Genomic DNA, 14369 nt, shown 5'->3' with positions numbered 1-14369 from the left:
GGACCGCGGGGTGCGGTCCCGGCCACGGGGCGGGCGGACGCCGTGCTCAGGCGCCGGCGGCCGACTTGAGCGCGTCGGCGCGGGAGGTGTCCTCCCACGGCAGCTCGACGTCGGTGCGGCCGAAGTGGCCGTACGCGGCGGTCGGGCCGTAGATCGGGCGCAGCAGCTTCAGGTCGCGGATGATCGCGGCCGGGCGGAGGTCGAAGACCTCCTCGATGGCGGCCTGGATCCGCGCCGGGTCGACGTTCTCGGTGCCGAAGGTCTCCACGAACAGCCCGACCGGGGCGGCCTTGCCGATCGCGTAGGCCACCTGGACCTCGATCCGCCCGGCGAGCCCGGCGGCGACGGCGTTCTTGGCGACCCACCGCATGGCGTACGCGGCGGAGCGGTCGACCTTCGACGGGTCCTTGCCGGAGAAGGCGCCGCCACCGTGGCGGGCCATGCCGCCGTAGGTGTCGACGATGATCTTGCGGCCGGTGAGGCCCGCGTCACCCATCGGGCCGCCGAGCACGAAGCGGCCGGTCGGGTTGACCAGCAGCCGCGGCTGCGACGGGTCCCAGCCCAGCGCCTCCACCTCGGGGGTGACGACGTGCTTGAGGATGTCGGGGGCCAGCATGCCGTCGAGGTCGACGTCCGCGGCGTGCTGGGAGGACAGGACCACGGTGTCGAGGCGGACCGGCTTGTCGCCGTCGTACTCGATGGTGACCTGGGTCTTCCCGTCCGGGCGCAGGTAGGGCAGCGTGCCGTTCTTGCGGACCTCGGTCAGCCGGCGCGACAGGCGGTGCGCCAGCGCGATCGGCAGCGGCATCAGCTCGGGGGTGTCCTCGCAGGCGTAGCCGAACATCAGGCCCTGGTCGCCGGCGCCCTGCTTGGCGATCTCGTCCTCGGCGGACTCGACGCGCTTCTCGTAGGCGGTGTCGACGCCCTGGGCGATGTCGGGCGACTGCGCACCGATCGCGACGTTGACGCCGCAGGAGGCGCCGTCGAAGCCCTTGGCGGAGGAGTCGTAGCCGATCTCGAGGATCGTGTCCCGGACCAGCTGCGGGATCTCGACGTAGGCGCCCGTGGTGACCTCACCGGCGACGTGCACCTGACCGGTGGTCACCAGGGTCTCGACGGCCACCCGGCTGCTCGGGTCCTGCGCGAGCATCGCGTCGAGGATGGTGTCGCTGACCGCGTCACAGATCTTGTCGGGGTGGCCCTCGGTGACCGACTCGCTGGTGAACAGGCGACGGCTCGTGGTTGACACGCGCAGTTTCTCCATCCCGTTGGAAACGTTCTCCGCTCCGGCGCGACGACGCTGTCACGCTCGCTCGGACGCACGACCATGATCGCGAGCGCCCCTCGGCATGCAGAGTAGTCCAGACCGGCCGCCCGTATGGGAGTACCCAGGACGGAACTCACACACGGAGCGTGACGACGCGCCGCAATGACGCTACCCAGCGTCGCCGGATGGGGTGATTGACCCTCCGCTCACGAATCGAACGGGCGTCGGCTCGTTGGGCGGGACAACACCTCGCACGCCCCGCGGGGTCGCCCACGAACGGATCCGCACGGTGGCCTCCCCGGCCCCGGCGGCACGGAGGTTGTTCCACCATGAAGCCGAACTCGCGACGCGTCGCAGCCGTCCTCGGCGCACTGGCCGTGGCCGGCGTCACCACCACCGGGATCATCGCCGGTACCGCGTCGGCCGCCGGTACCGGCACCTGCACCCAGAGCGTCAACGTCCGCTCCGAGCCCGAGGCCGACGCGCCGATCGTCGGCGTGTGCGAGCGGGGTGAGTCCACCTCGACCGGGGAGACCCGGGACGGGTTCGTCGAGCTCCCCGAGTACGGCGGCTGGGCGATGACCCGGTACGTGTCGACCTCCGGTGCCGAGGACTCCGGATCGTCGGAGGACTCGCTGACCCCGAGCAGCACCGAGCGGTCGACCTCGTCGCCGTCCTCGTCGACGCCGTCGACCGCGAGCCCGCGCTCGGCCTCCTCGGAGACGCCGTCCACGTCCTCGCCGCGGTCGACCTCGTCGGCGACGCCGTCCACGTCGGACGAGGGGTCGGGCGAGGGGTCCGACTCCTCCTCCGACGAGGCGGCGCCGACCCGCAGCTCCTTCTTCGACGAGGACTGAGCCCGGCCGCACACGACGTCGGGCCCGCACCGGGAGTTCTCCGGTGCGGGCCCGACGTCGTGTGCGGGGTGCTCAGCGCAGGCGCGGGGTGACCGCGTCCCAGATGCGGGAGGCGAGCAGCGCCTTGGAGCCGAACGGCAGCTCCTCCTCGCCGCCGTCGCGGCCGAGCAGCCAGCCGGCGTTGTCCGCGGTCTCGAAGGCCTTGCCGTCGCCGACCGCGTTCACCACCAGCAGGTCGCAGCCCTTGCGGGCGAGCTTGGCGCGGCCGTGGTGGAGCACGTCGCCGTCGGCGTCGCCGGTCTCGGCGGCGAACCCGACCACCACCTGGCCCGGCCGGGGCGGGTCGGCCACGAGCCCGGCGAGGATGTCGGGGTTCTGGGTCAGCCGCAGCGGCGCCGGCTCCGCGTCGCCACGCTTGATCTTGTCGGCGGCGGTGTCGACCGGCCGGAAGTCCGCGACGGCGGCGGCCATCACCACGGCGTCCGCGTCGGCGGCGGCACCGCGGACGGCGGCCTCCATGGCGACGGCGGTCCCCGCGGCGACCACGTCCACCCCGGCCGGGGCGCCGAGGTCCGCGGTGTGCCCGGCGACGAGCGTCACCCGTGCGCCGCGCTGGGCGGCGACCCGGGCCAGCGCCCAGCCCTGCCGGCCCGAGGACCGGTTGCCGAGGAACCGGACCGGGTCGAGGTTCTCCCTGGTCCCGCCGGCGCTGACCACCACGTGGCGGCCCTCCAGGTCGCGCGGCAGCGCGTCCGGGCGCTCCAGCAGCAGCCGGGCCAGGTCGACGATCTCGGCCGGGTCGGGCAGCCGGCCCTTGCCGGTGTCCGCGCCGGTCAGCCGGCCCGCGGCGGGCTCGATCACCACGGTGCCGCGGGCACGCAGCAGGGCGACGTTGTCGACCGTGGCGGGGTGCTCCCACATCTCGGTGTGCATCGCGGGCGCCAGCACCACCGGGCACCGGGCGGTCAGCAGCGCGGCGGTCAGCAGGTCGTCGGAGCGGCCGTGCGCGAGGCGGGCCATGAGGTCCGCGGTCGCCGGGGCGACGACGACGAGGTCCGCACCCTTGCCCAGGGCCACGTGGGGCACCTCGTGGACGTCGTGGAACACCCCGGTGGCGACGGACCGGCCGGACAGCGCCTCGAACGTCGCGGCCCCGACGAACCGCAGCGCGGACTCGGTGGGGATCACCCGCACCGCATGGCCGGACTCGGTCAGACGACGCAGCACCTCGGCGCTCTTGTAGGCGGCGATGCCGCCGGAGACGCCGAGGAGCACCTCGGGAGGAGCCATCGAGAGGTCTTACTCGCCCTCGGTGTGCTCGAGCATCCCCGCCTGGATCTCGCGCATCGCGATCGACAGCGGCTTCTCGCGCGGGCCCGGCTCGACGAGCGGGCCGACGTACTCGAGCAGGCCCTCACCGAGCTGGGAGTAGTAGTCGTTGATCTGCCGGGCGCGCTTGGCCGCGTAGATGACCAGCGCGTACTTCGAGCTGACCTGACCGAGCAGGTCGTCGATCGGCGGGTAGGTGATGCCCTCGGGGGCGGTGGAGGTGCCGGTGGGCGTGCTCACGTGGTGGACTCCTGAAGGACGAGGGGGACCGGGGGCGCTCAGACGGCGCCGCGGTCGACCGCCAATGCTACCAACCGGCCGATCACGGCCTGCAGGTCGTCGTTGACGACCACCTCGTCGAACTCCCCCTGGGCGTCCATCTCCTCGATGGCGGTCCGCAGCCGGCGCTCGCGCTGCTCGGGGGTGTCGGTGCCGCGGTCGGTGAGCCGGCGGGCCAGCTCCTCCATCGACGGCGGTGCGACGAAGACGGTGACGGCCTCGGGCAGGACCCGCTTGACGGACCGGGCGCCCTGCAGGTCGACCTCGACCAGGACCGGACGGCCCCCGTCGAGGGCCCGCTCGACGGGCACCCGCGGCGTGCCGGAGCGCTGCAGCCCGCCGTGCACCTCGGCCCACTCGAGGAGTTCGCCGCGCTCGATGAGCGCGTCGAACTCCTCGCGGGACACGAAACGGTAGTCACGCCCGTCCACCTCGCCCGGCCGCGCGGGCCGGGTCGTGGCGGACACGCTGAACAGCAGCTCCGGCAGCGCCTCGCGCAGTCCCGCGACCACGCTGCTCTTGCCCACCCCGGAGGGCCCGGCCAGCACGAGCAGCCGCCCACGGGCGGGGCCGGTCCGGCCGGAGGACATGACGGAGGAGGTGTCGGTCACGGGACGCCCGGATCAGCTCGGGTAGCGCTCGAGCAGGGCCTTGCGCTGGCGGTCGCCCAGGCCGCGCAGGCGGCGGCTGGTCGCGATCTCCAGCTCCTCCATGATCTGCTGCGCGCGGACCTTGCCGACGTTCGGCAGGGCCTCGAGCAGCGCCGAGACCTTCATCTTGCCGAGGACCTCGTCGGTCTCGGCCTTCTTCAGCACCTCCTCGAGGGTGGTGCCGCCGCGCTTGAGGCGGTCCTTCAGCTCGGCCCGGGCCCGGCGCGCGGCCGCGGCCTTCTCCAGCGCGGCGGCGCGCTGTTCCTCGGTCAGCTGGGGAAGGGCCACGGTTGGTTCCTCCGTACTTTCCTGTGTCGTTCTCGTCGTTCTCGTCGTTCTCGCCGCCGTGATCCCGGCTCGCGCCGGGGTGTCGCGTCAGCGATCGGGTGGTGGGTCGCACCGACCCGTCCGGGGGACGTCCCCGGCGTCGTATTCGAACGTACCCACGACCTCCACGGAAGCGTCAATGGGGGTCCCACCTCCGGTTTCGGTCGTCAGGAGGTGATCAACGGCACGCTGTTCGAACCACTGCGGGGGTGCCATCCGGCTCCCCCGTACGGCGGGTCGGCGCAGTGCTGCCCGCCGGACGGGGTAGCCGGTCCGCCGCCGGACGCGCCCGATCGGCGTCCCGGTGCGCCCGGGGGCGCCCGGCGGATGGAGCGGACCGCCCGGCGCGCGCCCGGTCTCGGACTCCGTGATCGCGACGAGTGAGGAGACGATCACCGGGCCCGGCGCCCGCTCAGTGCGACCCGGCGGCCGTGGAGGCCAGCTCCTCACCGAGGAGGTGCGCCGCGTCCCGCAGGGCGACGGCGTCGGGGCCGGCCCGCAGCACACCGCGCGCCGACACCGGCAGGACCGGGCCCGCGGTGCCCGCGAACCGCGACACCACGTCGGCCGGGCTCGCGCCCTGGGCACCGAGCCCGGGCACCAGCACCGGGCCGTTCAGCGCGGTCAGGTCCAGGCCGTGCTCGTGGGTGCCGCCGACGACGACCCCCACCGCGCCGCGGGGCTGCGCACCGGCGTTGCGGGCGGCGGCGTCGTCGACCATCCGCTGGGCGACGCTCACCCCGTCCGCCGTCGTGGCGCACTGCACCGCGGCACCGTCCGGGTTGGACGTGCGGGCCAGCACGAACACCCCGCGCCCGGCCTCGTCGGCAGCGGTCAGCGCCGGCTCCAGCGACCCGAACCCCAGGTAGGGCGACAGCGTGAGCGCGTCCGCCCCGAGCGGCGCGCCGACGCGCAGGTAGGCGTCGGCGTAGCCGTCCATGGTGGAGCCGATGTCGCCGCGCTTGGCGTCGAGCAGGGTCAGCGTGCCCGAGCCGGCGAACCCGGCGAGCAGCCGCTCCAGCACCGCGACGCCCGCCGAGCCGTGCCGCTCGAAGAACGCCGCCTGCGGCTTCACCACCGACACCGCCGCGGCGAACGCCGCGTGGCAGCGGTCGGCGAACGCGGCGAGGCCGTCGGCGTCGTCGGTGAGGTCCCAGGCCGCCAGCAGCGCCGGGTGCGGGTCGATCCCGACGCACAGCGGCCCGTGGGTGGCGACGGCCCCGTCGAGCCGGGCGGCGAAGCTCACGCCTCCGCCTTCAACGCCGCGTGCGCCTGCTGCAGCGACCGCACGCCGAGCCCGCCCGAGGCGAGCGCCTCGATGCCCTGCACCGCGGCCGCGGTCCCCTGCACCGTGGTGATGCACGGCACACCGCGGGACACCGCGGCGGCGCGGATCTCGTAGCCGTCCACGCGCGGACCGGGGTTCCCGACCGGGGTGTTGACGATCAGGTCGACGTCCCCGGCGAGGATTGTGTCGACGATCGTCGGGGTCTCCGGTCCGGAGCCCTCACTGTGCTTGCGCACCACGGTGACGTCGATCCCGTTGCGGCGCAGCATCTCCGCCGTGCCCTCGGTGGCGAGGACCTGGAACCCCATGTCGGCCAGGCGGCGGATCGGGAACACCATCGCCCGCTTGTCGCGGTCGGCGATGGACACGAACACCGTGCCCGAGGTCGGCAGCGAGCCGTAGGCGGCGGCCTGCGACTTCGCGAACGCCGGGCCGAAGGCGGAGTCGAAGCCCATGACCTCGCCGGTGGACTTCATCTCCGGGCCGAGCAGCGGGTCGACGCCCTGGCCCGCGGTGTTGCGGAACCGGTTGAACGGCAGCACCGCCTCCTTGACCGCGACCGGGGAGTCGGCGGGCAGCGCGCCGCCGTCGCCGTCGGCCGGCAGCAGCCCCTCCGTGCGCAGCTCGGCGATGGTGGCGCCGAGCATGATCCGGGCGGCGGCCTTGGCCAGCGGCACCGACGTCGCCTTGGACACGAACGGCACCGTCCGCGACGCCCGCGGGTTGGCCTCCAGCACGTAGAGCACGTCGCCGTGCAGGGCGTACTGGACGTTGAGCAGCCCGCGCACGCCGACGCCGTGCGCGATGGCGGCGGTGGCCTCGCGGACCTTCGACAGCACCGAGGAGCCCAGCGTGATCGGCGGCAGGGTGCACGAGGAGTCACCGGAGTGGACCCCGGCCTCCTCGATGTGCTCCATCACGCCGCCGAGGTAGATCTCCTCGCCGTCGCACAGGGCGTCGACGTCGATCTCGATGGCGTCGTCGAGGAACCTGTCGACCAGCACCGGGCGGTCCGGGGAGATGGTGGTGGCACGGGCGATGTAGCCGGCCAGGGTCGCCTCGTCGTAGACGATCTCCATGCCGCGTCCGCCGAGCACGTAGGACGGCCGCACGAGCACCGGGTAGCCGATCCGGGCGGCGATCCCCCGGGCCTGCTCGAAGGAGGTGGCCATGCCGAACTCCGGTGCGGGCAGGCCTGCCTTGCGCAGGACCTCGCCGAACGCGCCGCGGTCCTCGGCCAGGTCGATCGCGGCCGCGGAGGTCCCGACGACGGGCACCCCGGCGTCGGTGAGGCGCTGCGCGAGACCCAGCGGGGTCTGCCCGCCGAGCTGCACGATGACGCCCGCGACGGTGCCGGAGGTCTGCTCGGCGTGCACGACCTCCAGGACGTCCTCGAAGGTCAGCGGCTCGAAGTAGAGACGGTCGGCGGTGTCGTAGTCGGTGGACACCGTCTCCGGGTTGCAGTTGACCATGACGGTCTCGAACCCGGCGGCGCGCAGCGCCATGACCGCGTGCACGCAGGAGTAGTCGAACTCGATGCCCTGCCCGATGCGGTTCGGGCCGGAACCGAGGATCAGGACCTTCGGCTTCTCGGTCTGCGGGGCGATCTCCGACTCGGCCGAGGGGTCGGTCTCGTAGGCCGAGTAGTGGTACGGCGTCCTCGCCGCGAACTCGGCGGCGCAGGTGTCGACGGTCTTGTAGACCGGCCGGATGCCGAGGCGGTGGCGCAGGGTGCGCACACCGTCCTCGCCGGCGAACTCGGGGCGCACCGCGGCGAGCTGACGGTCCGACAGGCCGTAGCGCTTGGCGCGGCGCAGCAGGTCGGCGTCGAGGACGGGTGCCGCCTCGAGGTCGGCGCGGATCTCCCCCAGCAGCGCGATCTGGTCGACGAACCAGGGGTCGATGCCGGAGGTCTTGGCGACGTCGTCGACCGACTGGCCGCCGCGCAGCGCGCGCTCGACCTCGTAGATGCGGCCGTCGACCGGCACGGTGTACTCCGGCTCGCCCTCGGGGTCGGGCGCGGTCCAGAAGCCGGCCCGGGCCCGCTCCATCGAGCGCAGCGCCTTGCCCAGCGCCTCCGGGAACGAGCGGCCCAGTGCCATCGCCTCGCCGACGGACTTCATGGTCGTCGTCAGCTCGGGGTCGGCACCGGGGAACTTCTCGAACGCGAACCGCGGGATCTTGACCGCGACGTAGTCCAGCGACGGCTCGAACGCGGCGATGGTCTCGCCGGTGATGTCGTTGCGGATCTCGTCGAGGGTGTAGCCGACGGCGAGCTTGGCGGCGATCTTGGCGATCGGGAAGCCGGTGGCCTTCGACGCGAGCGCGGAGGACCGCGAGACGCGCGGGTTCATCTCGATCACGACCAGCCGCCCGGTCTCGGGGTGGATCGCGAACTGGATGTTGCAGCCGCCGGTGTCGACGCCGACCGCGCGCAGCACGGCGATGCCGACGTCGCGCATGTGCTGGTACTCGCGGTCGGTCAGCGTCATCGCCGGGGCGACGGTGATCGAGTCACCGGTGTGCACGCCCATCGGGTCGATGTTCTCGATGGAGCAGATGACGACCACGTTGTCGTGGTGGTCGCGCATGAGCTCCAGCTCGTACTCCTTCCAGCCGAGCACCGACTCCTCGATGAGGACCTCGGTGACCGGGGAGGCGGCGAGCCCGGCGCCGGCGAGGCGCTCCAGGTCCTGCGCCGAGTGCGCCATGCCCGAGCCGAGCCCGCCCATGGTGAACGACGGCCGGATGACCACGGGCAGGCCCAGCTCGTCGGCGGCGGAGCGGACCTCCTCCATGGAGTGGCAGACCCGGGAGCGGGGGACGTCGCCGCCGACCCCGATCACGATGTCCTTGAACTTGAGCCGGTCCTCGCCGCGCTCGATGGCGTCGACGTCGGCGCCGATCAGCTCGACGCCGTGGCGCTCCAGGGCACCGTTCTCGTGCAGCGCGATCGCGGTGTTGAGCGCGGTCTGCCCGCCCAGGGTCGCGAGCATCGCGGTGACCGGGGTGCCGTTGTCGCGCTCGGCGACGATGACCTTCTCGACGAACTCCGGGGTGATCGGCTCGACGTAGGTGGCGTCGGCGAACTCCGGGTCGGTCATGATCGTCGCCGGGTTGGAGTTGACCAGCGAGACCCGGATGCCCTCGGCCTGCAGCACCCGGCACGCCTGGGTGCCGGAGTAGTCGAACTCGCAGGCCTGACCGATGACGATCGGCCCGGAGCCGATCACCAGGACGTGGTCGATGTCGTCGCGGCGGGGCATCAGTGGTCCTCCTGCCGGGCCTGGTCGTGCCGGTCCGGGTGCTGCGGGGTGGATGGGGATCCGGTGGGCGGTGGCGGCCACGGGCGGTCGTCGACGGGCCGGGCGCGGCCGGACACCGGGTCGGCGCCCGGTGCCGGCTCGGCCGGGGTGCCCTCGGCGTCCGGGTCGGCGGTGGCACCCGGGTGGGCGGGCGTGCCGCCGTCGCGCCGCAGCGCGTCCTCGATGTCGGAGAACGGCGCCGTCAGCGGGTCCGGGGTGCCGGGGCGGCCCACGGCGGGCATCCGGCCGGTGGGCGGCTCGATCTCGTCGCGGCCGGTGGCCGGGGTCCCGGCCGGCGGGGTGACGGGCAGCCGGGTGGTGTGCTCGTCGCCGGTGTCCGGTCCGGCGTCGGCCCCGGTGTGCGGGCCCTCCGGGCTGCCCGGCTCGAACCCGCCCGCGGCCGGGGCCGTGGCCGGGCCGGCCGGGGCGGCCGGGGCGGCCGGGGCGGGCCGCAGGTCGACCGACGGGGCCGCGGTCGCCGTCGGCGGCGTGGCCGGGTCGGGCTGGGCGGTCATCGCCGGCGCGGGCGCCGCCTCGGTCCCGGCCCCGGGCCGGGCCTCGGAGGGGGGCTCGCTCCCGGAGTGGGTCTCGGCCTCGGGCCGCGGGTACGGCGCGGGCGCGGTGCCCTCGGGCCGCTGCCCGGCGACGCCGGCGTAGCCGACCGGGTACTCGGTCATGAGCGCCACGAAGCGGTCGAACAGGTCCGCGGCGTCGTGCGGGCCCGCGGCGGCCTCCGGGTGGTACTGCACGGAGAACGCCGGGAACTCGAGCCCGGCCATGCCCTCGACGCAGCCGTCGTTGGGGCAGGTGTGGGTGATCTGCGCGCGGCCGTAGGGGGTGTCGAACTCCTCGCCCGCCTCGCCGGACACCGCGAAGCCGTGGTTCTGCGAGGTGATCGCGATCCGCCCGGTGGCGTGCTCGACGACCGGGATGTTGATGCCCCGGTGGCCGTAGCGCAGCTTGTAGGTGGACCGGCCGAGGGCGCGGCCGAGGATCTGGTTGCCGAAGCAGATCCCGAACAGCGGGATGCGCCGCTCCAGGACCTGCCGGGCGAGCGCGACCGGGCCGTCGGCGGTGGCCGGGTCACCCGGGCCGTTGGCCAGGAAGAAGCCGTCCGGGCGCAGCGACTCGACGGTCTCGATGGTGCTCGACGCGGGCAGGACGTGCACCTCGATGCCCCGGGCGGCCATCATCCGCGGGGTGTTGAACTTGATGCCGACGTCCAGGGCGGCGACGACGAAGCGCCGCTCCCCCACCGCGGGCACCACGTAGGTCTCGGCGGTGGTGACGGCGCCGTAGAGGTCGGCGCCCTCCATCTGCGGGGACTGTCTGACCCGCTCGACGAGCTCGTCGTCGGCGGCGAGGGCGGAGCCGGAGAAGATCCCGGCGCGCATGGCGCCCTGCTCGCGCAGGTGGCGCACCGCGGCGCGGGTGTCGATCCCGGCGATCCCGACGACCCCCTGGTCCCGCAGGGCGTCGGCCAGCGAGCCGGTGGCCCGCCAGTTCGACGCCCGCCGGGCGGGGTCGCGCACGACGTAGCCGGCGACCTGGATCGCCCGCGACTCGTCGTCCTCGTCGTTCCAGCCCGTGTTGCCGATCTGCGGTGCGGTCGCCACCACGATCTGGCGGTGGTAGGACGGGTCGGTCAGGGTCTCCTGGTAGCCGGTCATGCCGGTGGTGAACACGGCCTCACCGAGCGTCTCCCCGGTGGCGCCGTACGCCTGTCCGCGGAAGATCCGCCCGTCTTCGAGCACCAGTAGCGCGGTCACTGCACAACCTTCCCGTCCTGCGCGGTGATGCGTCCCCGCAGCACCGTCGCGACCACCGTTCCGGGCAGTCGCATTCCCTCGTACGGCGTGTTCGCCGCCTTGCTCGCCAGCTCCGCACCGCGGACCGTCCAGACCCCGTCCGGGTCGACCAGCGCGAACGTCGCCGGCTCCCCCTCCGCGATCGGACGGCCCTGGTCGGGCAGGTTCCCGATCTCCGCGGGGCGCTCCGACAGCACCCGCGCGACGCCGTGCCAGTCCAGCAGACCCGGCTCCACCATCGTCTCGACCAGCACCGACAGGGCGGTCTGCAGGCCCAGCATGCCCGGCTTCGCGGCCTGCCACTCGGTGTCCTTGTACTGCGCGGCGTGCGGGGCGTGGTCGGTCGCGACGACGTCGATCACGCCCTCGGCCAGCGCCTCGCGCATCGCGCGGGTGTCGTCGGCGGTGCGCAGCGGCGGATTGACCTTGTTCACCGGGTCGTAGCCGGTCAGCCGGGAGTCGGTGAGCAGCAGGTGGTGCGGGGTGACCTCGGCCGACACCCGCACGCCCTGGGCCTTGGCTGCGCGCAGCACGTCGATCGTGCGGGCGGTGGAGATGTGGCAGACGTGCAGGCGCGCGCCGGCCTCGCGGGCCAGCGCGCAGTCGCGGGCGACGATCGTCTCCTCCGCGGTGGCCGGCCACCCGGCGAGCCCGAGGCGCGCGGCGACGGCGCCCTCGTGGGCCTGGGCGCCGCCGGTGAGGCGGTGGTCCTCGGCGTGCTGGGCGATGACGACGTCGAGCGCGGAGGCGTACTCCAGCGCGCGGCGCATGATCAGCGGGTCGTTCACGCAGCGGCCGTCGTCGGAGAACATCCGCACCGCGGCGCGGGAGGCGGCCATCGTGCCGAGCTCGGCGAGCTTCTCGCCGCCGAGGCCGACGGTGACCGCACCGACCGGGTGCACGTCGACCAGCCCGATCTCCTCGCCGCGCCGGCGCACGTGCTCGACGACGACGTCGGAGTCGGCGACCGGGGTGGTGTTCGGCATCGCGAACACGGCGGTGAACCCGCCGAGCGCGGCGGCACGGCTGCCGGTCTCGATGGTCTCGGACTCCTCGCCGCCGGGCTCGCGCAGGTGCACGTGCAGGTCGACGAAGCCGGGCAGCAGCACGGCGCCGTCGGCGTCGAGGGTCTCGGCACCCCCGGGCGCGGTCAGGCCGGTGCCGATGGTGGCGACGACGCCGTCGGCGACGAGCACGTCGACCGGGTCCCCGCCGTAGGGCCGGGTGTCACGGATCAGCAGGTCGGTCATTCGGGAGCTCCGGCGAGAAGGTGGTAGAGGACGGCCATCCGCACGTGCACGCCGTTGCGGACCTGGGCCAGGACGGCGGCGTTGGGGGCGTCGGCGACCGCGGGGGCGATCTCCATGCCGCGGATCATCGGGCCGGGGTGCAGGACGACCGCGTGGTCGGGCAGGAGCCTCGCGCGGTCCTCGGACAGCCCGAAGCGCACCGCGTACTCGCGCGCGGAGGGGAAGAAGCCGCCGTGCATCCGCTCGGACTGCACGCGCAGCATCATGATCGCGTCGAGGGCGGGCAGCTCGGCGTCCAGCTCGTGGGACACCCGGCACGGCCAGGACTCGACGCCGGTGGGCAGCAGCGTCGGCGGCGCGACGAGCACGACCTCGGCGCCCAGGGTCGCGAGCAGCAGCACGTTGGACCGGGCGACCCGGGAGTGCAGCACGTCGCCGACGATCCCGATCCGGCGCCCGGCGATGCCGCCGAGCCGGTCGCGCAGGGTGGCGGCGTCGAGCAGGGCCTGGGTGGGGTGCTCGTGGGTGCCGTCGCCGGCGTTGACGATCGCGGTGGGGGTGCCGGTGACCGCGCGGTCGGTGCCGATGCGCGGTCCGCCTGTGCTCCCCGCTGTGTCCACCCAGTGCGCGAGCCGGTGCGCCGACCCCGAGGCGGGGTGGCGCACGACCACGCAGTCCGCGCCCATCGAGGACAGGGTCAGTGCGGTGTCGCGCAGCGACTCGCCCTTCGACACCGACGAGCCGGACGCGGACACGTTCACGGTGTCCGCGCTCATCCACTTGCCGGCGATCTCGAACGACACCCGGGTGCGGGTGGAGTTCTCGTAGAACATCGTGATGACCGTGCGGCCGCGCAGCGTCGGCAGCTTGCGCACCTCACGGCCGAGCAGCGCCTCGCGCAGCCGGTCGGAGGTGTCGAGCAGCGCGGTGGCCTCGGCGGCGTCGAGGTCGGCGACCGAGAGCAGGTGCCTCACCTGTCCCCCTCTCCCTGGGTGATCCAGACGCCGTCGCTGCCGTCGATCTCGGTCAGCGAGACCAGGATCTGCTCCGAGCGCGACGTCGGGACGTTCTTGCCGACGTAGTCGGCGCGGATCGGGAGCTCCCGGTGGCCACGGTCGATCAGCACGGCGAGCTGCACCGCACGCGGGCGGCCCTCGTCGCGCAGGGCGTCGAGCGCGGCACGGGTGGTGCGCCCGGACATGAGGACGTCGTCGACGAGCACGACGAGCCGGTCGTCGACGCCGCCCTCGGGCACCGCGGTGGACTCCAGCGCGCGGGCCGGGCCGCGGCGCAGGTCGTCGCGGTAGAGGGTGGCGTCGACCGAGCCGACGGCCGGTGCGGCCCCGGCGAAGTCGGTGATCGCGGCGGCGAGCCGGTGGGCCAGGTGCACGCCGCGGGTGGGGACCCCCAGGAGCACGAGCCCGTCGGGGGTCTCGGCGCTGAAGGCGGTCTTCTCGATGATCTGGTGCGCGATGCGCGCGACGGTGCGGGTGACGTCGGCGGCGGACAGCAGTTCCCGTGCGGGCTGCTCCGCGTCGGCGTCCCCGCGGCGGTGGTGCGCCACGAGGTGGTCTCCTTCCCCGCCTCACCGGACGGGTCTTAAAGGACGGTCGTGCACGAGCTGTGCGCCAACCTAGCAACTCGGCGGGTGCCCGCGCGGGACGGCCGCAGCGCGTCACACCGCGAGCCGCGCCACAGCCGCCTCACCCGTTCGAGGTCACGTTCCCGTCACGATGCGCGATGGTCGACAACGGACCGGAGCGCCACCTTGCGATACCCGATTCTGCCCATGCGCACCCACAGGGGCGGGTGGTGGGATCGCGGACCCACACCCTGCGCTACCGCTGACGAGGGACGTGGACTGCCCCGTTCGTGTGGGAAACCGCTCGTCAACCCCCCGAGCAGGGGGTCGAACTTGACGGTGCCGGACCGGACCCGGAGGATTACTCTCCGTATCAATCAGCGCGCGTGCAGCAGCGCCGCGACGCGCGGGACGGTCGGGACGCCGG

General features: G+C 73.9%; 11 protein-coding genes and 1 pseudogene. 1 reads left to right on the top strand and 11 read right to left on the bottom strand.

The window, feature by feature from the left end; all coding sequences use genetic code 11:
* Nucleotides 1-46 precede the first annotated feature (46 nt).
* On the bottom strand, nucleotides 47-1264 hold the full coding sequence (metK, locus tag WHI96_RS03440; protein ID WP_345646955.1) for a methionine adenosyltransferase: 1218 nt from the start codon (nucleotides 1262-1264) through the stop codon (nucleotides 47-49).
* 332 nt (nucleotides 1265-1596) lie between these two features.
* On the opposite strand from metK, the gene WHI96_RS03435 reads away from it, so the two are divergent.
* The gene (locus WHI96_RS03435) at nucleotides 1597-2124 is read left to right on the top strand and encodes an SH3 domain-containing protein (protein WP_345646952.1); all 528 of its coding nucleotides are present in this window, start codon (nucleotides 1597-1599) and stop codon (nucleotides 2122-2124) included.
* A 72-nt stretch (nucleotides 2125-2196) separates the two neighbouring features.
* Here the strand turns inward: WHI96_RS03435 and coaBC are convergent, their stop codons facing one another.
* The 10 genes and pseudogenes from coaBC to pyrR all read right to left on the bottom strand — a co-directional run bounded on the left by coaBC (nucleotide 2197) and on the right by pyrR (nucleotide 13924).
* Nucleotides 2197-3414 (bottom strand): bifunctional phosphopantothenoylcysteine decarboxylase/phosphopantothenate--cysteine ligase CoaBC, encoded by a 1218-nt coding sequence (gene coaBC / locus WHI96_RS03430; RefSeq protein WP_345646949.1) that lies wholly within the window; start codon nucleotides 3412-3414, stop codon nucleotides 2197-2199.
* Nucleotides 3415-3423: 9 nt separating this feature from the next.
* Nucleotides 3424-3693, bottom strand: a complete 270-nt coding sequence (rpoZ, locus tag WHI96_RS03425; RefSeq protein WP_020627644.1) for a DNA-directed RNA polymerase subunit omega — start codon at nucleotides 3691-3693, stop codon at nucleotides 3424-3426.
* 38 nt (nucleotides 3694-3731) lie between these two features.
* Entirely contained in the window at nucleotides 3732-4343 is a 612-nt protein-coding gene (gmk, locus tag WHI96_RS03420) for a guanylate kinase (protein WP_425571620.1), read from the bottom strand.
* Between the two features lie 12 nt (nucleotides 4344-4355).
* The gene (mihF, locus tag WHI96_RS03415; RefSeq protein WP_020627642.1) at nucleotides 4356-4670 is read right to left on the bottom strand and encodes an integration host factor, actinobacterial type; all 315 of its coding nucleotides are present in this window, start codon (nucleotides 4668-4670) and stop codon (nucleotides 4356-4358) included.
* Between the two features lie 451 nt (nucleotides 4671-5121).
* Nucleotides 5122-5955, bottom strand: a complete 834-nt coding sequence (pyrF, locus tag WHI96_RS03410; RefSeq protein WP_345646943.1) for an orotidine-5'-phosphate decarboxylase — start codon at nucleotides 5953-5955, stop codon at nucleotides 5122-5124.
* A complete protein-coding gene (carB, locus tag WHI96_RS03405; RefSeq protein ID WP_345646940.1) occupies nucleotides 5952-9263 on the bottom strand; it encodes a carbamoyl-phosphate synthase large subunit in 3312 nt (1103 codons plus the stop codon). The genes pyrF and carB overlap by 4 nt, the downstream gene beginning before the upstream one ends.
* A 707-nt stretch (nucleotides 9264-9970) precedes the next feature.
* Nucleotides 9971-11071 (bottom strand): annotated as a pseudogene (carA, locus tag WHI96_RS03400) (glutamine-hydrolyzing carbamoyl-phosphate synthase small subunit); the annotation flags it as partial.
* Nucleotides 11068-12360 carry a dihydroorotase gene (locus WHI96_RS03395; protein WP_345646937.1) on the bottom strand — a complete coding sequence of 431 codons (1293 nt, stop codon included), beginning with the start codon at nucleotides 12358-12360 and terminating at the stop codon, nucleotides 11068-11070. The pseudogene carA and the gene WHI96_RS03395, both read right to left, overlap by 4 nt.
* Nucleotides 12357-13334: an aspartate carbamoyltransferase catalytic subunit gene (locus WHI96_RS03390; protein WP_345646934.1), complete on the bottom strand. Its 978-nt coding sequence runs from the start codon at nucleotides 13332-13334 to the stop codon at nucleotides 12357-12359. Before WHI96_RS03390 ends, WHI96_RS03395 begins: the two co-directional genes overlap by 4 nt.
* Nucleotides 13331-13924 (bottom strand): bifunctional pyr operon transcriptional regulator/uracil phosphoribosyltransferase PyrR, encoded by a 594-nt coding sequence (pyrR, locus tag WHI96_RS03385; RefSeq protein WP_345646931.1) that lies wholly within the window; start codon nucleotides 13922-13924, stop codon nucleotides 13331-13333. The genes WHI96_RS03390 and pyrR overlap by 4 nt, the downstream gene beginning before the upstream one ends.
* Nucleotides 13925-14369 lie beyond the last annotated feature (445 nt).

It is taken from the genome of Pseudonocardia tropica, assembly GCF_040105315.1.
In the GTDB taxonomy this organism is placed as follows: Bacteria; Actinomycetota; Actinomycetes; order Mycobacteriales; family Pseudonocardiaceae; genus Pseudonocardia; species Pseudonocardia alni.
Note: the sequence above shows the minus strand (reverse complement) of the source record. Positions and strands in the feature narration are given on the sequence as shown.

Coding starts and splice junctions, on each gene's coding strand:
- coaBC (WP_345646949.1), bottom strand. CDS start 3,414: ATGGCTCCTCCCGAGGTGCTCCTCGGCGTCTCCGGCGGCATCGCCGCC.
- WHI96_RS03395 (WP_345646937.1), bottom strand. CDS start 12,360: ATGACCGACCTGCTGATCCGTGACACCCGGCCCTACGGCGGGGACCCG.
- carB (WP_345646940.1), bottom strand. CDS start 9,263: ATGCCCCGCCGCGACGACATCGACCACGTCCTGGTGATCGGCTCCGGG.
- WHI96_RS03435 (WP_345646952.1), top strand. CDS start 1,597: ATGAAGCCGAACTCGCGACGCGTCGCAGCCGTCCTCGGCGCACTGGCC.
- metK (WP_345646955.1), bottom strand. CDS start 1,264: ATGGAGAAACTGCGCGTGTCAACCACGAGCCGTCGCCTGTTCACCAGC.